The organism is Inhella gelatinilytica (assembly GCF_016093295.1).
In the GTDB taxonomy this organism is placed as follows: Bacteria; Pseudomonadota; Gammaproteobacteria; order Burkholderiales; family Burkholderiaceae_C; genus Inhella; species Inhella gelatinilytica.
On sequence record NZ_JAEDAL010000011.1, the window covers coordinates 1 to 22,422 of the forward strand.

The 22,422-nt window shown below is 63.0% G+C and carries 19 protein-coding genes and 2 tRNA genes; 14 read left to right on the top strand and 7 right to left on the bottom strand.

Features of this window, described 5'->3' with window-relative positions; genetic code table 11:
* Positions 1-231 precede the first annotated feature (231 nt).
* A complete protein-coding gene (locus tag I7X43_RS15465; RefSeq protein ID WP_198101857.1) occupies positions 232-1,014 on the top strand; it encodes a substrate-binding periplasmic protein in 783 nt (260 codons plus the stop codon).
* A 56-nt stretch (positions 1,015-1,070) separates the two neighbouring features.
* The gene (locus tag I7X43_RS15470) at positions 1,071-2,576 is read left to right on the top strand and encodes a hypothetical protein (protein WP_198101858.1); all 1,506 of its coding nucleotides are present in this window, start codon (positions 1,071-1,073) and stop codon (positions 2,574-2,576) included.
* Positions 2,577-2,582: 6 nt separating this feature from the next.
* Here the strand turns inward: I7X43_RS15470 and I7X43_RS15475 are convergent, their stop codons facing one another.
* The 3 genes from I7X43_RS15475 to I7X43_RS15485 all read right to left on the bottom strand — a co-directional run bounded on the left by I7X43_RS15475 (position 2,583) and on the right by I7X43_RS15485 (position 4,307).
* Complete coding sequence (locus tag I7X43_RS15475; RefSeq protein ID WP_198101859.1) at positions 2,583-3,356, bottom strand: substrate-binding periplasmic protein; 774 nt, start codon at positions 3,354-3,356, stop codon at positions 2,583-2,585.
* A gap of 21 nt (positions 3,357-3,377) precedes the next feature.
* Positions 3,378-3,465 (bottom strand) — tRNA-Ser (locus I7X43_RS15480).
* Between the two features lie 20 nt (positions 3,466-3,485).
* Positions 3,486-4,307, bottom strand: coding sequence for a symmetrical bis(5'-nucleosyl)-tetraphosphatase (locus I7X43_RS15485; protein ID WP_198101860.1), 822 nt, complete (start codon positions 4,305-4,307; stop codon positions 3,486-3,488).
* 118 nt (positions 4,308-4,425) lie between these two features.
* Here I7X43_RS15485 and I7X43_RS15490 point away from each other — a divergent pair, with 118 nt between their 5' ends.
* Positions 4,426-4,797 carry a Z-ring associated ZapG family protein gene (locus I7X43_RS15490; RefSeq protein ID WP_198101861.1) on the top strand — a complete coding sequence of 124 codons (372 nt, stop codon included), beginning with the start codon at positions 4,426-4,428 and terminating at the stop codon, positions 4,795-4,797.
* 56 nt (positions 4,798-4,853) lie between these two features.
* Here I7X43_RS15490 and I7X43_RS15495 read toward each other — a convergent pair.
* The 3 genes from I7X43_RS15495 to I7X43_RS15505 all read right to left on the bottom strand — a co-directional run bounded on the left by I7X43_RS15495 (position 4,854) and on the right by I7X43_RS15505 (position 6,320).
* Positions 4,854-4,944 (bottom strand) — tRNA-Ser (locus I7X43_RS15495).
* A 35-nt stretch (positions 4,945-4,979) separates the two neighbouring features.
* The gene (locus I7X43_RS15500; RefSeq protein WP_198101862.1) at positions 4,980-5,888 is read right to left on the bottom strand and encodes an SPFH domain-containing protein; all 909 of its coding nucleotides are present in this window, start codon (positions 5,886-5,888) and stop codon (positions 4,980-4,982) included.
* A 6-nt stretch (positions 5,889-5,894) separates the two neighbouring features.
* Entirely contained in the window at positions 5,895-6,320 is a 426-nt protein-coding gene (locus I7X43_RS15505; RefSeq protein WP_198101863.1) for an NfeD family protein, read from the bottom strand.
* Between the two features lie 125 nt (positions 6,321-6,445).
* Between I7X43_RS15505 and I7X43_RS15510 the strand changes: the two genes are divergently transcribed.
* Positions 6,446-8,710, top strand: a complete 2,265-nt coding sequence (locus I7X43_RS15510; RefSeq protein ID WP_198101864.1) for an arginine/lysine/ornithine decarboxylase — start codon at positions 6,446-6,448, stop codon at positions 8,708-8,710.
* A 68-nt stretch (positions 8,711-8,778) separates the two neighbouring features.
* Here the strand turns inward: I7X43_RS15510 and fabI are convergent, their stop codons facing one another.
* Positions 8,779-9,561, bottom strand: a complete 783-nt coding sequence (fabI, locus tag I7X43_RS15515) for an enoyl-ACP reductase FabI (protein ID WP_198101865.1) — start codon at positions 9,559-9,561, stop codon at positions 8,779-8,781.
* Positions 9,562-9,761: 200 nt separating this feature from the next.
* Between fabI and rimP the strand changes: the two genes are divergently transcribed.
* The 10 genes from rimP (at position 9,762) to I7X43_RS15565 (ending at position 22,422) form a co-directional block, all read left to right on the top strand.
* Positions 9,762-10,343: a ribosome maturation factor RimP gene (gene rimP, locus I7X43_RS15520; protein ID WP_198101866.1), complete on the top strand. Its 582-nt coding sequence runs from the start codon at positions 9,762-9,764 to the stop codon at positions 10,341-10,343.
* On the top strand, positions 10,340-11,815 hold the full coding sequence (nusA, locus tag I7X43_RS15525) for a transcription termination factor NusA (protein ID WP_198101867.1): 1,476 nt from the start codon (positions 10,340-10,342) through the stop codon (positions 11,813-11,815). The genes rimP and nusA overlap by 4 nt, the downstream gene beginning before the upstream one ends.
* Before the next feature lie 55 nt (positions 11,816-11,870).
* Complete coding sequence (gene infB, locus I7X43_RS15530) at positions 11,871-14,768, top strand: translation initiation factor IF-2 (RefSeq protein WP_198101868.1); 2,898 nt, start codon at positions 11,871-11,873, stop codon at positions 14,766-14,768.
* Positions 14,769-14,840: 72 nt separating this feature from the next.
* Positions 14,841-15,242: a 30S ribosome-binding factor RbfA gene (rbfA, locus tag I7X43_RS15535; protein ID WP_198101869.1), complete on the top strand. Its 402-nt coding sequence runs from the start codon at positions 14,841-14,843 to the stop codon at positions 15,240-15,242.
* Positions 15,243-15,246: 4 nt separating this feature from the next.
* On the top strand, positions 15,247-16,203 hold the full coding sequence (gene truB, locus I7X43_RS15540) for a tRNA pseudouridine(55) synthase TruB (protein ID WP_198101870.1): 957 nt from the start codon (positions 15,247-15,249) through the stop codon (positions 16,201-16,203).
* Positions 16,204-16,211: 8 nt separating this feature from the next.
* Positions 16,212-18,050: a translational GTPase TypA gene (typA, locus tag I7X43_RS15545; protein WP_198101871.1), complete on the top strand. Its 1,839-nt coding sequence runs from the start codon at positions 16,212-16,214 to the stop codon at positions 18,048-18,050.
* A 7-nt stretch (positions 18,051-18,057) separates the two neighbouring features.
* Complete coding sequence (locus tag I7X43_RS15550; RefSeq protein ID WP_198101872.1) at positions 18,058-18,927, top strand: DMT family transporter; 870 nt, start codon at positions 18,058-18,060, stop codon at positions 18,925-18,927.
* Positions 18,924-20,051: an enoyl-CoA hydratase/isomerase family protein gene (locus I7X43_RS15555; protein WP_198101873.1), complete on the top strand. Its 1,128-nt coding sequence runs from the start codon at positions 18,924-18,926 to the stop codon at positions 20,049-20,051. The genes I7X43_RS15550 and I7X43_RS15555 overlap by 4 nt, the downstream gene beginning before the upstream one ends.
* A 15-nt stretch (positions 20,052-20,066) precedes the next feature.
* A complete protein-coding gene (locus I7X43_RS15560) occupies positions 20,067-21,398 on the top strand; it encodes a UDP-glucose dehydrogenase family protein (protein ID WP_198101874.1) in 1,332 nt (443 codons plus the stop codon).
* Positions 21,399-21,447: 49 nt separating this feature from the next.
* Positions 21,448-22,422, top strand: coding sequence for a BMP family lipoprotein (locus I7X43_RS15565; RefSeq protein ID WP_198101875.1), 975 nt, complete (start codon positions 21,448-21,450; stop codon positions 22,420-22,422).

Here is a 22,422-nt window from a genome sequence, read left to right on the forward strand (position 1 = left end):
TGGCCATCGAGATGGGCGCTGACGCGGTGGACATCGGCAAGACCATCCACCCGCACCCGACGCTGGGCGAGAGCATCGGCATGGCCGCCGAGGTGGCGCATGGCTCTTGTACGGATGTGCCGCCGGCAAGGCGCTAAGTTGCCTGCCGTGCGCTGATGGGCTTGACGGGGCGATGAAGTCCGCCGAACCTTGCGCATGGTGAAGAGGCCGGGAACCTTGGAGGGGTCGACCATGCGTGGTTTCGGGTGGTGGCGGGGGTGGGGTCTGGTGGCTCTGGGCTTGGCCCTGAGCTCCTGGACGCACGCGGCCGACTGCCAACTGCGCATTCGGTGGACGCACGACCCCCCGTTCAGCATGGCCTTGCCGGATGGCCGCCCTGGGGGGCTGCAGGTGGAGCTGGCTGAGGCGACGTTTGGTCGCATGGGCTGCAAGCTGCTGTGGCGCCAGTTGCCGTGGGCCCGCGCACTCAAAGACCTGGAGTCGGGGGAGTTGGACGTGCTGATGGGGGCGTTTCGTCGACCTGAGCGCGAGGCCTACGCCTGGTTCTCCGTGCCCAATCGAACCTCAAGGAATCTGTTGTTTGTGCGCTCTGATGAGGCATCGCGCTGGACCATCCACAGCTGGGAGACCTTGCAGCGCTCGGGCATGCGACTGGGTGTTCAGGTGGATGTGAGCTACGCCCAGGAGTTGGATGCCCTGATGCGGGAGCCTGCGTTCCGGGAGCGGGTGGTGAGGGCACCCAATCGATCGGGGCTTTGGAGGATGTTGCAGCGCGGGCGGATCGACGGGGTGGTGGCCGATGAGTGGACGGCCCAAATCGAGTGGGAACACGTGGGAGGTGGTACGACCATTCAGTCGTTGCCGCTGGTCATTTCCAATCAACCGGTTGGGGATGCCTTTAGCAAACGCACCCAGTCCCTTCAATTTGTCCAGCGCTATGACCAAACGGTTGAAGGTCTTCAGCGCGAAGGTGTCTTTCAGGCCATTTTGCGCAAATACTTGGCGACGCCGTGACTCACGGCGCGTTGGCAGTGGCGATGTGACCGCATTCAGTGCGTAAGCTTGCGCCCGTGAAATCGACCCATGACCTCCAATTGAAGTCCCCCGTGACGGGGATCTTGTTTCCTGCCCGTTTGGATGGGCGTCGCAGCAGCGCGGACGCGGGCCTGCGGGTGATGGCGGCTGTGCTCCGTGCCCAGAATCAAGGCAAATGGGCGCAGCAGTTGGACGTGGAGGACCACTGGCGTCAGCACTACCCGATGTATTGGCGGCAAATGGTGGCCTCCGCCTTGGCGAGCCCCCGGGTCGCGTTGGATGGCGCCACCTCCGGGCTGCAGGCCCTTTGGCTGAGCTTGCTGTGGACCAACGAGCGCGGGCAAGAAATCAGCCTGCGAGCCGCCCTGGAACTGCCGGAAGGGAAGCCCTTTCAAACGCACACGCTGCGAGGTACTGGCGCCCCTTCGGTCCAACCCTGGTCTGTTCCCTACCGGGGCCGGCAGTTGCAGGGGCAAGAGTTGCTGCTGCAACTGATCCGCTGGGTGGAGTCCGGCGTGATGGAGCCCAGTGCGGCCAAGGCGTTGGGGCGTTGCGTGCGCCACCCGGAGTGGTTTGATCTGTCCGATCGCCACATTGCCCTGCTGGGTGCGGGCAGTGAGATGGGGGCACTCAAGTGGCTGATGCGTTGGCGGGCCAATGTGTATGCCGTGGACTTGCCCCGGCCGGAGGTCCACAGCCGCCTTCAAGACGCCTGCACGATGGGCAATGGCACGTTGCACGTTCCCGTGCGGGGGAGCCCCGGACTCGACGGGGCGGGGGCCGATCTGCTTCAGGACGCGCCGCGCATCGCGGAATGGCTGCTGAGTCTGGGGAAAAACCTGGACCTGGCTTGCATGGCTTATGCCGATGGTGAGCGCCACCTTCGACTGAGCGCGGCCATGGACATGGTGACCTCGGCGGTCGTTCAAGCCCAGCCGCAGAGCAGTTTGGCGTATTTGGCGACCCCAACGGATGTGTTTGCCGTGCCGCCCGAGGCCGCGGATGCGTCGGAGTGGGTGTACGCGCGTCGCAGTTGGGGGGGGCGGCTGGCGGGTGCGCTGAGCCGCGGCCTCTGGTTTGCACCCAACAGCCCCCAGCGCTTCGAGGAATCAGGACGCCGACTGGGTTTGGTGGATGCGCTGGTGGTTCAACAAGGGCCCAATTACGCACTGGCCAAGCGCTTGCAGCAATGGCGTGCGCTCTTGGCACGGTCCATGGGCCACCGCGTCAGCTTCAATGTGGCACCGGCCACCCGCACGCGCTCGGTGCTGAGCAATCGATTGCTGGCAGCGGGCTTCGGCGGCGCCGGAGCCTTTGGACTCGAGGTCTTTGAGCCCGAGACCACCCGCGCGCTGATGGCGGGGCTGTGGGTCCATGACTTGCGGACCGACCGAGCCCCTGCGGATCCCGCTGTTGGCCTGGGCCACCCCTTCGAGTTGTTCATGGACCAGGCCATTCACGGTGGCTTGTGGCGCATGGCCTATGCCCCCCGTTCGGTCCTGCCTCTGGCCGTGGCCAGTGGATGGTGGAAAACCCGCTGAAGCCTTTCAGCGGGCCATTTCGGGAGCCACGGCGCGGATGGCGGTATTGATTCGCTCCAGGGTCTGGCTGTCGACCTGTTTTGAGCACATGAGGAAGCGCTGCAGGCCCTCCGGCATGTCGGCAAACTCCAGTCGAACCAATCCCAAGGCGCCCAGCTCCTCATGCGCCAACAGCCACTCCACATCCTCCTGGTCGATCAGCATGTAGTCGGCTCGCCGTGCCGCCACCATTTTGGCCAGTTGCATGGGGGAGATCTGCGCTTGCACTGGCGGCTTGGTGAGTTTGCTGAGGGCTTGATCGAGCGTGGGCCCGTAGGAGACGCCTTCCATGACCCCCAGCACCAAGGAAGTGTCTTCGAACAGTGCGGCAATCCGCTGATGCTGCCGCACGGCCTTGGCGGCCGCTGCATGGGCCAGCACAACATGGGGCCGGTCTTTGTGGATCGGCAGCGTGAAGTTGGCGAACTTCTCTCGTTCTGCCAGTCGGTACCAACCCGGGGAGCAAATGGGGCCGCGGCCAGACTGAATGTCGCTGAGGATGCGCCGAGCCGGGACTTCCTGAAACGATGCCTCGATGCCGGCCAAGCGCAGCACGTCTTGCGTGCGTTTCAACAGAAATCCCGCCGGTCGGCCCGCCTCCGTATGGCTATACGGCGGTTTGTCGCGGTATTCAATTTGAAGGGCTTGTCCCTGGGCTGCGGTGACCCCAATCACCCAGGCCAAACCCGAAGTCAGTTTGGCAGGCCATGTCAGTGGAGCGAAACGATGCTGGAACGGCATGCGGCCGATTATTGCCCTCTGTGGCGGAGGCTGTGAGATTCGAACTCACGGACCGTTACCGGTCGGCAGTTTTCAAGACTGCTGGGTTAAACCACTCCCCCAAGCCTCCGCAGGGGCGCGCATTCTCTCTCAAGTTCCCGGGGTTTGCGCGGCTTCGCAGCGGACTTGCACCACTTCCGGAGTGGCGCCGTCGATCCGGGCGGCAGTGAGGCAGCCCCCCCACACGCAACCGGTGTCGAGCCCCAACAGCTTGGGGCGTTGAATCAGGCCCAACGTTGACCAGTGGCCGAAGGCGATGGATTGACCTTGACTGGCGCGTTGAGGGTGCTCAAACCACGGGATCAGCCCCGGAGGTGCGGCGTCCGCGCTTTCTTTCAAGTCAAAGTCCATGCGTCCCGCGGCATCAACAAACCGCAGTCGGGTACAAGCGTTGATGATGGTTCGCCACCGGTCCGCGCCGGCAAGCGTTGGGTCCCAGCAGCGGGGTTCATTCCCGTACATATGGGGCCAAAAATCGGCCAGCGCCACCGGATCGCTCAACAGGGTCTGCACCTCTGCGGACAGTTGCAGGGCTTGTGCGCAGGTCCATTGCGGCAGCAGGCCCGCGTGCACTAGCACCCAATGGCCGGCTTGGCGGACCAAGGGCGCCCGACGCAACCAGTCCAACAGTTCAGATCGATCGGGTGCAGTCAGGACCGAGTCGAGCCGATCCAGCGGTTTGGCGCGGCGCACCCCGGCAGCGACCGCCAGCAGATGCAGATCGTGATTGCCCAAGACTGGCTCCGCCCCCAACGCGATGGCTCGACGCAGCACCCCCAAGGCGTCAAAGCCGCGTCCCACCAGATCGCCCAGTAGGTAGAGGCGATCCCGTGATGCCGAAAAACCGATGCGATCCAGAAGGCGCTCAAATGCGCCGTCGCAACCCTGCAAATCACCCATTAACCAGTCCATGGGCGACATTGTGGGGTTGCGGGGCGTCAGACCCCCGCACAATTCCCCATGGTCGTGCGCGCCGTTTTCAGCGGCAATCGCGGGGTTGCCTTCAGGGCGGTACAAAAGGAAGAGATCGATGGATGTGTTGTCAGTGATCCTGGCGTTGGTCGTGGGTGTCTTGCTCGGCGCGGGCGGTGCGTATTACCTGCTGCGCGCGAAGCTCCAAGCGATGCAACGCAAGCTCTTGAAGATGGATCAATATCGCAAGCAGTTGGAGCAGTCCCGTGGCCGGCTCAAGAAGCAGAACCAGCAATTGCAGGAGGTACTGATCAATGCGCGGCGTGATGTGATGGCTCGTGCGGCCGCGGCGCCGGACAGCACGATGGAAGACCAGCAGGCTGCCGCTTCAATCTTCCTGGGCATCGAAGAGATGTTCGATGCCGATCCCGCCGTGGATCAGGACGGATTTGCGGCCACGCAAATCAGTCTGACCGGCCATACTCGTTGAGTTGGTGTCGATCTGAAAGTAAAAACGGGCCGTGAGGCCCGTTTTCACTTGCTGTCTGGCGGAGAGAGCGGGATTCGAACCCGCGGTGGGCTATGAACCCACACACGCTTTCCAGGCGTGCGACTTAAACCACTCATCCATCTCTCCGGAACCCGGCATTCTAGCCCGAGTTTTGGCCTCGATCAGGGCTTGCCGCCCTTCATCAAGGCCATAGCGGTGCCGATGAGCCCACCCACTTCGCTCATGTTGCCCGGCACGATCATGGTGTTGTTCTTCTGCGCGAGCTGGGCGTAGGCGTCGACAGCCTTTTCTGCCACCTTGAGTTGCACGGCTTGATCGCCGCCGGGGGCCTGAATGGCGTCGGCGATTTTGCGAATGGCGTCTGCGGTGGCATCGGCCACGGCCGTGATGGCGGCCGCTTCGCCCTGCGCCTTGTTGATGTCCGCTTGCTTTTCGCCCTCAGAGCGCGCGATGGCCGCTTCGCGCTCACCGGTGGCGATGTTGATCTGCTCCTGGCGCCGGCCTTCGGAAGCAGCGATGAGGGCGCGCTTTTCGCGCTCGGCCGTGATCTGGGCTTGCATCGAGCGCAGGATCTCGGCCGGGGGCGTCAGGTCCTTGATCTCGTAGCGCAGCACCTTGACCCCCCAGTTCAGCGCCGCCTCGTCGAGTGCCGAGACCACTGAGGCGTTGATGGCATCGCGCTCTTCAAAGGTCTTGTCCAACTCCATGCGGCCGATGACCGAGCGCAACGTGGTTTGGGCCAACTGGGTGATGGCGACGATGAAGTTGCTGCTGCCATAGCTGGCGCGCATGGCGTCGGTGACCTGGAAGTACAGGATGCCGTCGACCGTCAACTGCGTGTTGTCCTTGGTAATGCAGACCTGGCTGGGGACATCCAGTGGAATTTCTTTCAGCGAATGCTTGTAGGCCACCCGGTCGACGAAGGGCACCAAAACGTGCAGTCCGGGCGGGAGGCTGCGGTCGTATCGACCAAGCCGTTCAATGACCCACGCATGCTGCTGCGGAACGATCTTGAAGGCACGGGCCACAAAGAGGACGGCCACGATGGCCAGAACGAAGGCGATTTCCATGGTGGATCAGGCGGTTTGAAGTTCTAAGACATTGCCCCGCAGTGCAACGATGCGGTGGGGGCCGGGCAGGGGGGCTGTATTGCCCGTGAAGCGGGCCGTCCACAGGGCCCCGCGGTAGTGAATTTGGGTGCAACCTTGGGCATCCCATTGGGCCACCTGGACCGTTTCCCCGACGTCCAGATTCACATCCCGATTGGCTTCAATGACGGGTTCTTGTGCGGAACCGCGCCGGCGAACGTACCAGGCGACCGTGCACAGGCTGCCCACGATGGCACCGACCGCAATTTGCCCCGTGGGGGCGAAGCCGAGGTGGGCGGCCACGGCGCCGGCTGCGGCGCCCAGCGCCAGCATCAGCAAATAAAAGGTGCCGGTGCCCAATTCGGCGGCCACCAAAACCCCGGTCAGCACCCACCAAGCGGTGCTAGCAGTCATCTGTGTCTCCCATAAAGTGGCGGTCAGCCCAGTTTAGAGCGGCACTTTCATGCACAAGCAACACTTCGCGCCCTAAACTTCGCGCCCTTTTTTCCCCTTTTTCTGGCCCGTCCCGGAGCCTTGCCATGCTGCGTTTTCATTTCCCCATCGTCATCATTGACGAGGACTACCGCTCCGAGAACGCCTCGGGTTTGGGCATTAGAGCCTTGGCTGATGCCATCAAGAAAGAGGGCATGGATGTGCTGGGGGTCACGAGTTATGGTGACTTGAGCCAATTCGCTCAACAGCAGAGTCGGGCTTCGGCGTTCATTCTGTCGATTGACGACGAGGAGTTCACGCCGGGCCCTGAGTTGGATCCAGCGGTTTTGAACCTGCGCAAGTTCATCGAAGAAATCCGTTTCCGCAACCCCGATATCCCCATCTACATCTACGGTGAAACGCGCACCAGCCAGCACTTGCCCAACGATGTGCTGCGGGAGTTGCATGGCTTCATCCACATGTTCGAGGACACACCGGAGTTCGTCGCGCGGCACATCATTCGGGAGGCCAAGAGCTACCTGGACGGCCTGGCCCCCCCGTTCTTCAAGGCGTTGATGGATTACGCCCAAGACGGCTCCTACAGCTGGCACTGCCCGGGTCACAGCGGCGGCGTGGCCTTCTTGAAGAGCCCGGTCGGTCAGATGTTCCACCAGTTCTTCGGCGAGAACATGTTGCGCGCCGACGTGTGCAACGCGGTGGAAGAACTCGGCCAGTTGCTGGATCACACCGGCCCCGTGGCAGCCTCGGAAAAGAATGCCGCGCGCATCTTCAACGCCGACCACTGCTTCTTCGTCACCAACGGAACCTCGACCTCGAACAAGATGGTGTGGCACCACACGGTGGCGCCGGGCGACGTGGTGGTGATCGATCGCAACTGCCACAAGAGCAATTTGCACGCCATCATCATGACCGGGGCCATCCCGGTGTTCCTGACGCCCACGCGCAACCATCACGGCATCATTGGCCCGATCCCCGAAAGCGAGTTCTCGCCGGAAACCATTCGCGCCAAGATTGCAGCCAACCCGTTGCTCAAGCATGTGGACCCCACCACAGTGAAGCCGTCGATCTTGACGCTGACGCAAAGCACCTACGACGGGGTCCTCTACAACACCGAGACCATCAAACAAAAGCTGGATGGCTTCGTGCCGACGCTGCACTTCGACGAGGCGTGGCTGCCGCATGCGGCTTTTCATGACTTTTATGGTCAGTTCCACGCCATGGGCAAGAACCGCCCGCGTCCCAAGGAGGCGATGGTGTACGCCACGCAGTCCACGCACAAGCTCTTGGCCGGCATTTCACAGGCCTCACAGGTGCTCGTGCAGGACTCGCAGTCGGTCAAGTTGGACAAGCACTTGTTCAACGAGGCCTACTTGATGCACACCTCGACCTCACCGCAGTACTCCATCATCGCCAGCTGCGATGTGGCCGCGGCCATGATGGAACCCCCGGGTGGCACAGCGCTGGTTGAAGAAAGCATCAAGGAATCGCTGGACTTCCGCCGTGCCATGCGCAAGGTGGACGAGGACTATGGTGACGATTGGTGGTTCAAGGTCTGGGGGCCGGACTTCCTGCGTGAAGAGGGGAGTGAGCCGCTCTCGCAAGATTGGATGCTGCACGCCAATGAGGAATGGCATGGCTTCGGCGCGCTGGCCGAAGGGTTCAACATGCTGGACCCCATCAAGTCCACGGTGATCACCCCGGGCATGGACATGGAGGGGCGCTTTGCGACCACGGGCATCCCGGCTTCTGTTGTCACCAAATTCTTGGTTGAGCACGGCGTGGTGGTCGAAAAGACCGGGCTTTACAGCTTCTTCATCATGTTCACCATCGGCATCACCAAGGGCCGCTGGAACACGCTCCTGACGGCGTTGCAGCAGTTCAAGGACGATTACGACAAGAACGCCCCGCTGTGGCGCATCTTGCCGGAGTTCTGTGCCAAGTACCCCAAGTACGAACGCATGGGCTTGCGCGACCTGTGTCAGTCCATCCACGAAGCGTACGCGCAAGGTGACATTGCGCGTTTGACGACGGAGATGTACCTGTCCAACCTGCAGCCGGCCATGACGCCCACGGATGCTTATGCCCACATTGCGCAGCGCAAGACCGAGCGGGTCGCAATCGATGACCTGGAAGGGCGCATCACCACCAGCCTGTTGACGCCATACCCCCCGGGTATTCCGCTGCTGATTCCGGGCGAGTGCTTCAACAAGAAGATCGTGGATTACTTGAAATTCACCCGCAGCTTCAATGCCAAGTTCCCAGGCTTCGCCACGGACGTGCATGGCCTGGTCCATGAAGTCGATGAAGAGACCGGTCGCATGGTCTATTACGTGGATTGCGTGAAGCAATAAGCCAGCGAGCGCGAGCGATGAAAAAAGGGCGCCGACAAGGCGCCCTTTTTACTTCGCGAGGTGCGTGTTTATTCGGCGTCTGCCAAGGCGACGTGGCTGAAGCCACCGTCCACGTACAGGATCTCGGCGCTCACGCCGGCCGCCAAGTCTGAAAGCAGGAAGGCGGCCGCATTGCCGACGTCGTCGATGGTGATGTTGCGGCGGATGGGCGTGGCTGCAGCGAAAGCCGACAGCAGCTTTCCGAAGTCCTTGATGCCCGATGCCGCCAAGGTCTTGATGGGTCCCGCTGAGATGCCGTTGACCCGAATGCCTTTGTCCCCCATGGCATAGGCTAGGTACCGCACGCTGGCTTCCAGGCTCGCTTTGGCCAAGCCCATAGTGTTGTAGTTGGGCACGTAACGCATCGCCCCCAGATACGACAGCGTCAGCAGCGAAGCGCCTTCGCGCAAGCGCGGCGCGGCGGCTTTGGCCATCGCGGGGAAGCTGAAGGCGCTGATGTCGTGCGCGATTCGGAAGTTCTCGCGGGTGAGGCCATCCAAGAAATTGCCGCCAATGGCCTCGCGCGGTGCAAATCCAATCGAATGCACGAAACCGTCGAACTCCGGCCACACCTCGCCGAGTTGCGCAAACGTGCGATCGATCTGGGCGTCATCGCTGACGTCGCATTCATAAATGAGGTTCGAATCGAATTCAGCGGCGAATTCGGCGATCCGATCCTTGAATCGCTCGCCCACATAGGAAAACGCCAACTCAGCGCCCTCGCGGTGGCAGGCTTTGGCGATGCCGTAGGCGATGGAGCGGTTGGAAATGACGCCGCTGATCAAAAAGCGCTTGCCGGCCAGGAATCCCATGGGTATCTCTCGAACTTTGCAAAGGGGCGGAATTCTGTCACTTCTCTGGCGATTAAACGCGACTTCAGACGGGGTATGGGGTAAGTCCGGCTTTCGGGCTAGAATGCCAGCTTCCCTGTGAATGTGACAGCGTGGGCGGGACTTCCAGCCCATTTTTTTTGGTTTTTCGCTTTTTGAGCGAACAGGAGCAAGGTCGGCGGATGAGTTGGCAGTCGGTGGTGGAGAAAACCGTAACAGGCTTGGACCTGGAGTTGGTGGAGTGTGAACGCTCCGCGGGCGGTTTGCTGCGCGTTTACATCGACAAGCTGCCGCCGCCCCCGGGCCAAGAGCCCGGCTTCATCACGGTGGACGACTGCGAGCGGGTGACCCGCCAGTTGCAGTTTGTGCTGGAGGTGGAGGGCTGCGACTACGCCCGTCTGGAAGTGAGCTCTCCCGGCCTGGATCGGCCCCTGAGAACGCCAGCGCACTACGCTCGCTTCGTGGGAACGGAAGTTGAGATCACGCTGCGAGCGCCTTTCCAAGGTCGAAAAAAATATCGCGGGTTGTTGCAGCAGGGTGAAGCAGAGGGCTGGCGCCTTCTGTTCGGAGAGCCGGGCGAAGAGCAGGTTCTGGACTTCCAGCTGGACGAGGTGCGGGACGCCCGTTTGGTTCCAGTCATCAATTTCAAGGGGCGCGGCCAAGCGCCGGCCCCCAGCAAGAAGCCGGCCAAAAAGCCCGGCGCCGGCAAGAAAACCGCCGCATCCCAAGATCAGAAGAAGCCCGACGGAGATCAGACCCCATGAACCGCGAACTGTTGTTGCTGGTGGACGCCATTTCCCGCGAAAAGAGCGTGGAACGAGAAGTGGTGTTCGGCGCCGTTGAATCGGCTCTGGCGCAAGCCACCAAAAAGTTTGTCGGCGGTGAGGTCGACATCCGCGTGGCCATCGACCGCGAGTCGGGCGAGTACGAATCGTTTCGCCGCTGGTTGGTGGTGCCCGACAGCGCCGGCTTGCAAAACCCGGACGCCGAAGAACTGCTGACCGATGCCCGTGATCGGATCGCAGACATCGAAGAGGGGGATTACATCGAGGAATCGATTGAGTCCGTGCCGATCGGCCGAATTGGTGCGCAAGCTGCCAAGCAGGTCATCCTGCAAAAGATTCGTGATGCCGAGCGAGAGCAGTTGCTCAACGATTTCCTGGCGCGGGGCGAGAAGATTTTCGTCGGCACCATCAAGCGCCTGGACAAGGGCGACATGATTGTGGAGTCGGGACGGGTGGAAGGGCGCCTGAAGCGCAACGAAATGATCCCGAAGGAAAACCTGCGCAGCGGCGACCGTGTGCGCGCGGTTTTGCTGGGTATTGACCCCACCGCCCGTGGCCCGCAAATCATGCTCTCGCGCTCGTCGCCAGAGTTCATGAAGGAACTGTTTGCCCAGGAAGTGCCGGAAATCGAACAAGGCCTCTTGGAGATCAAGAGCTGCGCCCGCGATGCCGGTAGCCGCGCCAAGATCGCTGTGGTTTCGCACGACCGACGGGTGGACCCCATTGGCACCTGTGTCGGGGTGCGGGGTTCGCGCGTCACTGCTGTGACCAATGAGCTCGCTGGCGAGCGCGTGGACATCGTGCTGTGGAGCGAAGACCCGGCGCAGTTCGTCATTGGCGCCTTGGCGCCGGCCAATGTGTCATCGATCGTGGTGGACGAAGAGCGTCACGCCATGGATGTGGTCGTGGACGAAGACAACCTGGCCATTGCCATCGGCAAGGGCGGGCAAAACGTCCGATTGGCCTCCGAGCTGACGGGCTGGCGCATCAACATCATGACGGCTGAAGAGTCTGCGGCTCGCAAGGAGCAGGAAGACCAAGGCGTGCGTCAGCTCTTCATCGACAAGCTCGATGTGGACGAAGAAGTGGCGGACATCCTGATCGCCGAAGGTTTCACCTCTCTGGAAGAAGTGGCCTATGTGCCGCTGGCTGAAATGTTGGAGATTGAAAGCTTCGACGAAGACACGGTGCATGAACTGCGTGCCCGTGCCAAGGATGCGCTGCTGACGATGGAAATTGCCAAGGAAGAGTCGGTAGAGGAGGTGTCGCAAGACCTGCGCGACCTCGAGGGCATTTCGCCCGATCTGCTGGCCAAGCTGGCGGCGGGGGGCGTGCACTCCCGCGATGAACTCGCGGATCTGGCGGTTGACGAGTTGGTCGAGATGACGGGCATGGACGACGAGGCGGCGAAGGCCTTGATCCTCAAAGCCCGCGAACACTGGTTCGCCTGATTCATCGCACGCTGAACCACACCGCTACGACCTCCGACCCCCAAGGATTCCACTGATGGCTGTCACCACCGTCGCCCAATTCGCTGCCGAGCTCAACCGCCCGGCCAGCACGCTGCTGGAGCAGCTCCAGGCCGCCGGCGTGCCCAAAGCATCCGCTGCCGACGCCCTGACTGAAGGCGATAAAGAAAAGTTGCTTGAGCACTTGCGTCAGTCGCATGGCACTGCGGGTGCCGAGCGCAAGAAAATCACCCTGGTTAAGAAGTCCACCACCGAAATCAAACAGGCCGACGCCAGCGGCAAGGCCCGAACGATTACGGTGGAAACGCGCAAGAAACGCGTGTTTGTGAAGCGAGACGATGGCCCGGGTGTTGAGGATGGCGCCGCGCAAGAGGCTGCTGAATTGGCCCGTCGTGAGGAGGAGGCCCGCGCCCAAGCCGAAGCCCTGGCCCGCGAACAGGCGGAGTTGGAGCGCCAAGCCCGCGAGCGCGCCGAGGCCGAGGCCCGAGCCCGCGAGGAGGCAGAGCGCAAAGCTGCCGAAGAACGCGCCGCGGCCGAGGCGGCAGCCAAAGCGGCTGCGGAAGCTGCTGCGGCAGCGGCTGAAGCGGCGAAGGCCGCTCAAGCCAAGCCGGCCGCGGAGGTATCGCCCGTCGCCGTGGCGCCGGCTCCGGCGCCCCAAGCCGCGCCTGCGCCGGCTCCTGCCCCAATCGAGGCGGCCAAACCCGCTGTTCGTGTGGTGAAGGCTGCCGCGGCCAGCGCTGAAACGGCGGCCAAGCAGGCGGAGTTGGAGCGTCGCCGCAAGGCCGCCGAAGCCGAAGCCGCCGCCATCCGCGCCATGATGAATGCACCGAAGAAGGTGCTGGTGGCCAAGAAGCCCGAGGAGCCCAAGCCTGCCGAAGCGCCGGGGATCAAGGGCACGTTGCACAAGAAGCCCGGTGCACCGGCCCCTGCCGGTGCCAATGCCAATGCCGGCGCAGGCACCGCCAAGCCGGGCGACAAGAAGTCCGTCAAGAGCGAAAAGCTCTCTTCGAGCTGGGCTGACGACGCGGCCAAGAAGCGGGGGCTGAAGACGCGTGGTGACACGACGGCGGGTTCGGGCCGCGCCACGCCGGGTTGGAAAGCACCCAAGGGTGGCCGTCGCGGTGATCGGCAGGATGGTGGACAAAGCAACTTCGTTGCGCCCACGGAGCCGGTGATCCAAGAGGTCCATATTCCGGAAACCATTACGGTCGCGGAACTGGCCCACAAGATGTCGGTGAAGGCTGCTGAGGTCATCAAGAAGCTGATGCAGCTGGGCCAGATGGTCACCATCAACCAGGCGCTTGACCAAGAAACGGCCATGATCGTGGTCGAGGAAATGGGCCACAAAGCCTTCGCTGCGAAGTTGGACGACCCGGATGCGTTCTTGGAGGAAGAAGGCCAAGCGGCAGACAAAGCCGTGGAAGCTCTCCCGCGGCCGCCCGTGGTCACCGTCATGGGCCACGTCGATCACGGCAAGACCTCGTTGCTGGACGCCATTCGCCGAGCCCGTGTTGCGGCGGGTGAAGCCGGCGGCATTACCCAGCACATTGGGGCTTACCACGTCGAAACGCCCCGTGGTGTGATTACCTTCTTGGATACCCCCGGTCACGAGGCGTTCACCGCCATGCGGGCCCGCGGTGCCAAAGCCACCGACATCGTCATCCTGGTGGTGGCGGCGGACGACGGTGTGATGCCGCAGACCAAAGAAGCCATTCACCACGCGAAGGCGGCTGGCGTGCCCATCGTGGTGGCGATCAACAAGATCGACAAACCCGGCTCCAACCTGGACCGCGTGCGTCAGGAATTGATTGGCGAGCAGGTGGTGCCGGAAGAGTACGGTGGTGAGTCGCCGTTTGTGCCGGTGTCGGCAAAGACCCAACAAGGCATTGACAGCCTGCTGGAGCAAGTGTTGCTGCAGGCTGAGGTGCTGGAACTGACGGCGCCGGTGGAGGCGCTGGCCAAAGGCTTGGTTATTGAAGCCAAGTTGGACAAGGGCCGCGGCCCGGTGGCCACGGTGCTGGTGCAGAGCGGTACGCTCAAGCGCGGCGATGTGGTTTTGGCGGGTTCGACGTTTGGCCGCGTGCGCGCCATGGTGGACGAAGATGGCAAGCCCTCGACCGAAGCCGGGCCATCGATCCCGGTCGAAATCCAAGGCCTGTCCGACGTGCCGCGCGCGGGCGACGAGTTCATGGTGTTGTCGGACGAGCGCCGCGCCCGTGAAATTGCCACCTTCCGAGCCGGTAAGTACCGCGACGTGAAGCTGGCCAAGCAGCAGGCCGCCAAGCTCGAAAACATGTTCGAGAACATGGGCAAGGGCGATGTTCAGACGCTGCCGTTGATCGTCAAAGCCGATGTGCAGGGTTCGCAAGAGGCCTTGGCGGCTTCGCTGCTCAAACTCAGCACGGACGAGGTTCGCGTTCAGATCGTGCATGCGGCCGTGGGCGGTATCACCGAGACGGACGTCAACTTGGCGATCGCCTCGAAGGCGGTCATCATTGGCTTCAACACCCGCGCCGATGCCAACGCACGCAAGCTGGCCGAAGGCAACGATGTCGACCTGCGCTACTACAACGTCATTTATGACGCGGTGGACGATGTCAAGGCCGCCATGTCGGGCATGTTGGCACCCGAACAGCGTGAAGAGATCCTGGGTACGGCCGAGATTCGCAACGTCATCGTGGCCACCAAGATTGGCACCATCGCGGGTTGTATGGTCACCAATGGCATCGTCAAGCGCGATGCACGCTTCCGCTTGTTGCGTGAAAACGTGGTGATCTACACCGGCGAGCTGGATTCGCTCAAGCGTTTCAAAGACGACGTCAAGGAAGTCAAGGAAGGCTTCGAATGCGGTGTCAAGCTCAAGAACTACACCGACATCAAAGAAGGCGACCAACTCGAATTCTTCGAAATCAAGGAAGTCGCCCGCACCCTGTAAACCGGTAGCAGGATCCGCAACAAGCCCCACCGGTACCTGCCGGTGGGGCTTTGTCCATCCAGGAGTTCTGACATGCGTCACAAGAAATCCACGCCCAATCGCTCGTTTCGCGTTGCTGACCAAATCCAGCGCGACGTGGCGCAGCTCATTCGCGGATTGAAAGATCCCCGTATCGGCATGGTGACGATCTCCGCGGTGGAGGTCACCCCGGATTACGCCCACGCCAAGGTCTTCTTCACCGTGTTGGTGGGCGACCCGGCGGCGACGGCCGAGGCTCTGAACGAGTCGGCAGGTTTTTTGCGCAACAGCCTCTTTAAGTCGTTGCAGATCCACACCGTGCCCACGCTCCATTTCCATTTCGACCACAGCACCGAACGGGCGGCCGAAATGAACCGTCTCATCATCGAAGCCAACCGCCATCGGGCCCAGGACGCAGAGCCCTCCTTGCCGGCGGACGACGGGCGCGAAGACTGAACCCATGGACCCGTGCGCCTTGACCCGCACCAAACGCGTGCGCCGTGCCCTGCACGGCGTGTTGCTGCTGGACAAGCCCCTGGGCTTGTCGAGCAACGACGCGCTGCAAAAGGTCAAGCGGCTGTTGAATGCAGAAAAGGCAGGGCATACGGGTACCTTGGACCCCTTGGCTACCGGTCTATTGCCGCTGTGCTTCGGGGCTGCCACCAAGTTCAGCCAACTCAATCTGGAGGCGGACAAGGCCTATGTCGCCACCCTGCGTCTGGGCCAGACCACGACGACCGGCGACCGCGAGGGTGAGATCGTGAGCGAGCGTGCCATCGCGTTCACGCCCGAGCACCTGCAAGGGGCCTTGCAGCAACTGCGCGGCGAGATTGATCAAGTCCCGCCCATGCACTCGGCGCTGAAGCATGAGGGCAAAGCCTTGTACGAGCTGGCGCGCCAGGGCAAGACAGTCGAGCGCGAGCCGCGCCGCGTCACGATCCACGCGCTGGAGCTGCTGTCGCAAACCGACGAGACACTGCAAATTTCCGTACGTTGCTCCAAAGGCACCTACATCCGGACCTTGGCCGAAGACCTCGGCGAGCTGCTGGGCTGTGGCGCCCATCTGAGTGCGCTGCGCCGCACCCACAGCGGCCCGTTGACGCTCGACCGGGCTATCACCCTGGCCGAGCTGGAGCTGTTGGATGACGCCGCCCGCTTGCGGCACCTGCTGCCGCCGGATCTGCTGCTGGCCGATTGCCCTTTGATCCGGCTCGGTGCCGACGATGCCGGCAAGCTGCTGGCGGGCATCCGCCGCCGCACCACGCTAGCGCCCGCGGCGCGTGTGCGCACCTTTGGCCCTGAGCCGCAAGCCTTCCTCGGCTCCGCCCGCATTGCGGGCGGTGAACTCATCCCTGAGCGTCTGCTCAGCCCCATCGAGCTGCAGACCCTGCTCGCTGGCCCCGCATCACTGACCTGAGAACTGCCATGAGCAACAAGCAAATCCGCAACATCGCCATCATTGCCCACGTCGACCATGGCAAGACCACCCTGGTGGACCAGCTGCTGCGCCAGAGCGGCACCTTTGCCGCCCACGAGCAACTTGAAGAGTGCGTGATGGACAGCAATGCGATCGAAAAAGAGCGCGGCATCACCATCCTGGCCAAGAACTGCGCAGTCAGCTGGGAAGGTACGCACATCAACATCGTGGACACCCCGGGGCACGCGGACTTCGGTGGTGAGGTTGAGCGCGCGCTATCCATGGTCGATGGCGTGGTGCTGCTGATTGATGCCCAGGAAGGTCCGATGCCGCAGACCCGCTTCGTGACCAAGAAGGCCCTGGCTCTGGGCCTGCGTCCGATCGTCGTGGTCAACAAGGTCGACAAGCCCGGCGCCAAACCCGACGCCGTGATCAACGCCGCCTTTGACCTCTTTGACAAGCTCGGCGCCACGGACGAACAGCTCGACTTCCCGGTGGTTTACGCGTCCGGCATCAATGGCTGGTCGTCGCTGGAGGAGGGCACGCCTGGCGAGAAGTGGGGCGAGGACATGGCCCCTCTGTTCCAAACTATCTTGCGCCATGTGCAGCCGCACGAGGGCGAGGAGAGCGCCCCATTGCAGATGCAGATCAGCTCGCTGGACTACAGCAGTTATGTCGGTCGTATCGGCGTGGGCCGCATCAACCAGGGCACCATCAAGCCTGGCATGGACGTGCTGGTGATGGAAGGCCCGGACGGCAAGACCGCCAAGGGCCGCATCAACCAGGTGCTGAAGTTCAAGGGCCTGGACCGTATGATGGTTCAGGAAGCTGGCCCCGGCGACATCGTGCTGATCAACGGCATTGAGGACATCGGCATGGGTGTGACCGTGACCGACCCGCTCAACCCGCAGCCCCTGCCCATGCTCAAGGTCGACGAACCGACCCTGACCATGAACTTTTGCGTGAACACCTCGCCCCTGGCCGGCCGGGAAGGCAAGTACGTCACCAGCCGCCAAATTTGGGATCGCCTGCAAAAAGAGTTGCAAAGCAATGTGGCCTTGCGCGTCAAGGAAACCAGCGAAGACGGGGTGTTTGAAGTTTGTGGCCGCGGCGAACTGCACCTGACCATCCTGCTGGAAAACATGCGCCGTGAAGGCTACGAGCTGGCCGTATCCAAACCGCGGGTAATGTTCAAGGACATCGATGGCGTGAAGTCGGAACCGATGGAGCTCGTGACGGCGGACGTCGAGGAAATCCACCAAGGCGGCGTCATGCAGGCCTTGGGGCTGCGCAAGGGCGATCTGATCAACATGGAGCCGGACGGTCACGGGCGTGTGCGCCTGGAGTACCGCATCCCAGCCCGCGGCTTGATTGGCTTCTCCAACGAGTTCATGAACCTGACGCGCGGCTCGGGCCTGATTTCCTCGATCTTTGACGGCTACGAGGCCCACAAAGGCGAGATCGGCGGTCGCAAGAACGGCGTGCTGATTTCCATGGACGCGGGTGAAATCTTCACCTATGCGCTGGGCAAGCTGGACGACCGCGGTCGCATGTTCGTGAAAGCCAACGACCCGGTCTACGAAGGCATGATCGTTGGCATCCACAACCGCGAAAACGATCTCGTGGTCAATGCCACCCGTACCAAGCAGCTGACCAACTTCCGCGTCAGCGGCAAGGAAGACGCGATCAAGATCACGCCGCCCATCGATCTGACGCTCGAGTACGGTGTGGATTTCATCGATGACGACGAGTTGGTGGAAATCACGCCCAAGAGCGTGCGTCTGCGCAAGCGCTACCTGGTGGAGCACGAACGCAAGCGCATGGCGCGTGAGGCGGCCGGCGCTTGAGACGCGAATGAGTCACCGTCGCGCCCTGCTGCTGATGGTGGTGGTCACGCTGCTGTGGAGCAGTGCGGGCATCGTCAGCCGTCAGCTGGAGAGCGCGCGACCGTTTGAGGTGACCTTCTGGCGCTCGGCGTTCACGGCGCTCACGCTGCTGCTGTGGTGGGGGCTGCGCGAGGGGCGGGCGGGCTTGGCCCCGTTGTTGCACCCCAGCAAGGCACTCTGGGCGTCTGGCTTGTGCTGGTCAGTGATGTTCACCGCGTTCATGGTGGCGGTCTCGATCAGTCCCGTGGCCCAGGTGCTGGTGGTGATGGCCCTGGGGCCCCTGATGACCGCCCTCCTGGCCTGGGGAGTGCTGAAACAACCCCTGCCTTTGCGCACCCTGGTGGCTGTGGGCCTGGCCGGCGCCGGGGTGGCGTGGATGTTCGGTGGCGAGGCCAAGCCAGGGCTAGGCGCGCTGGTGGCCGTGGCGGTGCCAGTGGCGGCGTCGATCAATTGGATCGTGTTGCAGCGAATGGGTCGAAGCGATGCCCCCGTTTCACTGCCCCATGCCGTGGCCCTGGGCGGGCTGATCTCCGCCCTGGCCACCCTGGTCCTGGCCTGGCCTTTCTCTGCCTCGGCGGGCGACCTGCTATGGCTGGCATTTTTGGGGGCCTTTCAACTGGCCTTTCCCTGTACCTTGGTGGTGCACCTGACCAAGGTCCTCAGTGCGACCGAGGTGGCGCTGATGGCCCAACTGGAATTGCTGTTTGGTGTGGCCTGGGTCTGGTGGCTGGCGGGCGAAGCCCCTGGCTCCAACACTTTGGCTGGCGGGGGCTTGGTGCTGCTCGCCCTATTCCTCAATGAATTGCGCCGCCGCTCGGCGCCGGAGAAATCTTCATGACGACGTCCCTCATTCCGCCCCTGTGCAGCGACGGCCATGTGCTGGCCGAGGTGAACGGTGCGCTGGGGATCATCATCCTGAACCGCCCGCAAGCTCTCAACGCCCTGTCGCTCCCCATGATCCGGGACCTGCGCACGCTGCTGGCGGCCTGGCGCGACGATGCGCGCATCGAAGCGGTGGTGGTGCTGGGGCAGGGCCGCGAGGGCAAGCCGCCCGCGTTCTGTGCTGGCGGTGACATCCGTTTCTTCCACACGGCAGCGCACGCCAAAGACAGCGCGCTGGGCGACTTCTTCACCGAGGAATACGCCCTCAACCACGAGATTCACGTCTATCCCAAGCCCTACATCGCTTTGATGGACGGCATCGTCATGGGCGGCGGGATGGGCATCACCCAGGGGGCCAAGCTGCGGGTGGTGAACGAGCGCAGCAAGCTGGCGATGCCCGAGGCGCACATTGGCCTCTTCCCTGACGTGGGCGGCGGCTGGTTTTTGGCGCAATGCCCGGGCCATGTGGGCGAGTGGCTGGCGCTGTCCGGGCAAGTGTTGGGCGCAGGCGATGCCATTGCCTGGGGCTTGGGGGACGTCTACGTGCCTGCGGCGGAGTGGGATGCCCTGGTTGAGGCGCTGCGTCATGGCGAACAGCCCAGTGCGGAGCGCGTGGTGGCCACGGTGATGGACCGCGCGGCGGTGGCGCCTGCAGCGGTTCACGGTGCTCATCGCGCGGAGATTGACCGGCACTTTGGCGTTGGCGACATGAATCAGGTGCTGGCGTCCCTCCAGGCCGATGGCAGCGAGTGGGCCCACAAGACCCTCAAGCAGCTGAGCCACAACTCGCCCTTGGGCATGGCCATCAGTCTGGAGTTGGTGCGTCGGGGGCGCTCGTTGAGCTTGGCGGACGACCTGCGCTTGGAGCGCACGCTCGTGCACTGGTGTTTTGAGCCGGCCTGGCGGGGCGTGCACTGCGAAACGGTGGAGGGCATCCGCGCGCTGGCCGTGGACAAAGACCACCACCCCCGTTGGCAGCCGGCCACGCAGACTGAAGTGACGGCCGCCCAGGTGGCCGCCATGTTCGAAAGCCCCTGGCCGGCCGACCAGCACCCGCTGGCCCACCTGCAAGACGCCTGATCGGAGCGGGCACGCATGAAGGTCACCGTCATCGGTTCGGGCTATGTGGGCCTGGTCACCGGCGCTTGCTTGGCCCAGACGGGCAACCACGTGGTGTGCCTGGATGTGGACGCCGCGAAGGTGGCCCAGCTTCAGGCCGGCCACGTCCCCATCCATGAGCCGGGCCTGGAGGCGATGGTGCGTGCCAATGCGGCGGCTGGGCGCTTGCGCTTCACCCTGGATGCGGCGGACGCCATCGGCCACGGGCGCATCCTATTTATCGGGGTTGGCACGCCCCCGGGCGAAGACGGATCGGCCGACCTGCAGCATGTGCTGGCAGCGGCAAGAACCATCGCGCAGTACCTGATCGGCCCCGCGGTGGTGGTGAACAAGAGCACGGTGCCCGTCGGTACGGCCGATCGGGTCAAAGCCGTGATCGAAGCGGGCTTGGCCGAGCGTCAAATCGATTACCCGGTGGCGGTGGTCAGCAACCCGGAGTTCCTCAAAGAGGGCGCCGCGGTGGACGACTTCCTGCGACCCGACCGCATCGTGCTGGGAAGTGAGGACGAGTCAGCGCTGCAGCTCATGCGCACGCTGTACGCGCCCTTCAACCGCAATCGCGAGCGCATTCAAGTGATGGATGCCCGCAGCGCGGAGCTCACCAAATACGCGGCCAACGCCATGCTGGCCACGCGCATCAGCTTCATGAACGAGTTGGCCGCACTGGCGGAGCAGGTGGGGGCCGACATCGAGCAGGTGCGGCGTGGCATGGGCAGCGACGAACGCATCGGTACGCACTTTCTCTATGCCGGGGCCGGTTACGGCGGCTCTTGCTTCCCCAAAGACGTGCGCGCCCTGCTGCACACGGGGCGAGAACATGGCCTGCAGCTCGGGGTGTTGGAGGCGGTGCAGGCCGCCAATGCGCGGCAAAAACGCGTGCTGGTTCAGAAGCTGGAGCGCCGCCTGGGGCCCTTGGCTGGGCGAACCATCGCGCTGTGGGGGCTGGCGTTCAAACCCAACACCGATGACCTGCGGGAGGCCCCCAGTTTGGTGGTCATCGAGGAGCTGCTGGAGCGCGGGGCCTCCGTGGTGGCTTACGACCCCGTGGCGGCGACCGCTGCCCGCGCACAGCTACACGACAAGGCGGGCATCACCATCGTGGACGATGCTTACGCGGCCCTGGATGGGGCTGACGCGCTGGTGATCATCACCGAGTGGCGTGAGTTCCGCACCCCCGACTTCGAGCAAATTCGAAGCCGCTTGCGCCAGCCGCTGATCATCGACGGCCGCAACCTGTACGAAGCGGACGAAATGGCCGCGCAGGGTCTGGTTTACGAGGGGGTCGGCCGCCCGTCGACGCGCTCTTGACGCAGCCCGCCGCCCTAGAATGCCCCTCCTTTTGTATACAGTTTTTGCCATGAGCCTTTTGCCGCGTTTTGCTGTCGCCGCTGTGGCCCTCTCGATCGGTACCGCCTTTGCGGCCCCGGCGGTCATCTTTGACATGGGGGGCAAGTTCGACAAGAGCTTCAACGAAGCGGCCTACCGCGGCGTGGAGAAGTGGAAGGCCGAGACCGGCCAGGCCTATCAGGAGTTCGAAATCTCGAACGACACGCAGCGCGTACAAGCCCTGCGCCGCATGGCCGAGAAGGGCTACAGCCCGGTGATTTCGATTGGTTTTGCCCAGGCCAGCGCGCTGGAGCAAGTCGCCAAGCAATTCCCCAAGACGCAATTCGCCATCATTGACGGCGTGGTCAATCTGCCCAACGTCTCCTCCATCGTGTTCAAAGAGCATGAAGGCAGCTACCTGGTTGGCGTGTTGGCGGCCTTGAAGAGCAAGAGTGGCAAGCTGGGCTTCGTGGGCGGCATGGACATTCCGCTGATCCGCAAGTTCCAGTGCGGCTACGAGCAGGGGGTCAAAGCCGCCAATCCGAAGGCCGAAGTGCTGGCCAACATGACGGGCACGACCTCGACGGCTTGGAACGACCCGACCCGGGGTGCCGAGCTCACCAAGGCGCAATTCGCCAAGGGCGTGGACGTGGTGTTTGCGGCGGCTGGCGGCACGGGCACGGGCGTCTACCAAGCGGCCAAAGACGCGGGCAAGCTGGCCATCGGGGTGGACAGCAACCAGAACCACCTCCAACCCGGCACCATGCTGACCTCCATGGTCAAGCGCGTGGACGTGGCGGTTTACAACGTACTCAAGGGCTTCAAGCCCGGTTTGCAGTCCTTGGGGTTGAAGGAAGACGGCGTGATGGCCGCCTTTGACGAGCACAACGCCAAGTTGGTGGACGCAGCCATGAAAGCCAAGCTGGAAGCGGTCAAGGCCGACATCGTCAGCGGCAAGGTCAAGGTGGTGGACGCCATGGCCGAACCGGCAGCCTGCAAAAAGTAA

Coding starts and splice junctions, on each gene's coding strand:
- I7X43_RS15510 (WP_198101864.1), top strand. CDS start 6,446: ATGCTGCGTTTTCATTTCCCCATCGTCATCATTGACGAGGACTACCGC.
- I7X43_RS15475 (WP_198101859.1), bottom strand. CDS start 3,356: ATGCCGTTCCAGCATCGTTTCGCTCCACTGACATGGCCTGCCAAACTG.
- rimP (WP_198101866.1), top strand. CDS start 9,762: ATGAGTTGGCAGTCGGTGGTGGAGAAAACCGTAACAGGCTTGGACCTG.
- truB (WP_198101870.1), top strand. CDS start 15,247: ATGGACCCGTGCGCCTTGACCCGCACCAAACGCGTGCGCCGTGCCCTG.
- I7X43_RS15490 (WP_198101861.1), top strand. CDS start 4,426: ATGGATGTGTTGTCAGTGATCCTGGCGTTGGTCGTGGGTGTCTTGCTC.
- I7X43_RS15465 (WP_198101857.1), top strand. CDS start 232: ATGCGTGGTTTCGGGTGGTGGCGGGGGTGGGGTCTGGTGGCTCTGGGC.
- I7X43_RS15505 (WP_198101863.1), bottom strand. CDS start 6,320: ATGACTGCTAGCACCGCTTGGTGGGTGCTGACCGGGGTTTTGGTGGCC.
- rbfA (WP_198101869.1), top strand. CDS start 14,841: ATGCGTCACAAGAAATCCACGCCCAATCGCTCGTTTCGCGTTGCTGAC.
- nusA (WP_198101867.1), top strand. CDS start 10,340: ATGAACCGCGAACTGTTGTTGCTGGTGGACGCCATTTCCCGCGAAAAG.
- I7X43_RS15485 (WP_198101860.1), bottom strand. CDS start 4,307: ATGGACTGGTTAATGGGTGATTTGCAGGGTTGCGACGGCGCATTTGAG.
- I7X43_RS15560 (WP_198101874.1), top strand. CDS start 20,067: ATGAAGGTCACCGTCATCGGTTCGGGCTATGTGGGCCTGGTCACCGGC.
- I7X43_RS15565 (WP_198101875.1), top strand. CDS start 21,448: ATGAGCCTTTTGCCGCGTTTTGCTGTCGCCGCTGTGGCCCTCTCGATC.
- infB (WP_198101868.1), top strand. CDS start 11,871: ATGGCTGTCACCACCGTCGCCCAATTCGCTGCCGAGCTCAACCGCCCG.
- I7X43_RS15550 (WP_198101872.1), top strand. CDS start 18,058: ATGAGTCACCGTCGCGCCCTGCTGCTGATGGTGGTGGTCACGCTGCTG.
- I7X43_RS15555 (WP_198101873.1), top strand. CDS start 18,924: ATGACGACGTCCCTCATTCCGCCCCTGTGCAGCGACGGCCATGTGCTG.
- fabI (WP_198101865.1), bottom strand. CDS start 9,561: ATGGGATTCCTGGCCGGCAAGCGCTTTTTGATCAGCGGCGTCATTTCC.
- typA (WP_198101871.1), top strand. CDS start 16,212: ATGAGCAACAAGCAAATCCGCAACATCGCCATCATTGCCCACGTCGAC.
- I7X43_RS15500 (WP_198101862.1), bottom strand. CDS start 5,888: ATGGAAATCGCCTTCGTTCTGGCCATCGTGGCCGTCCTCTTTGTGGCC.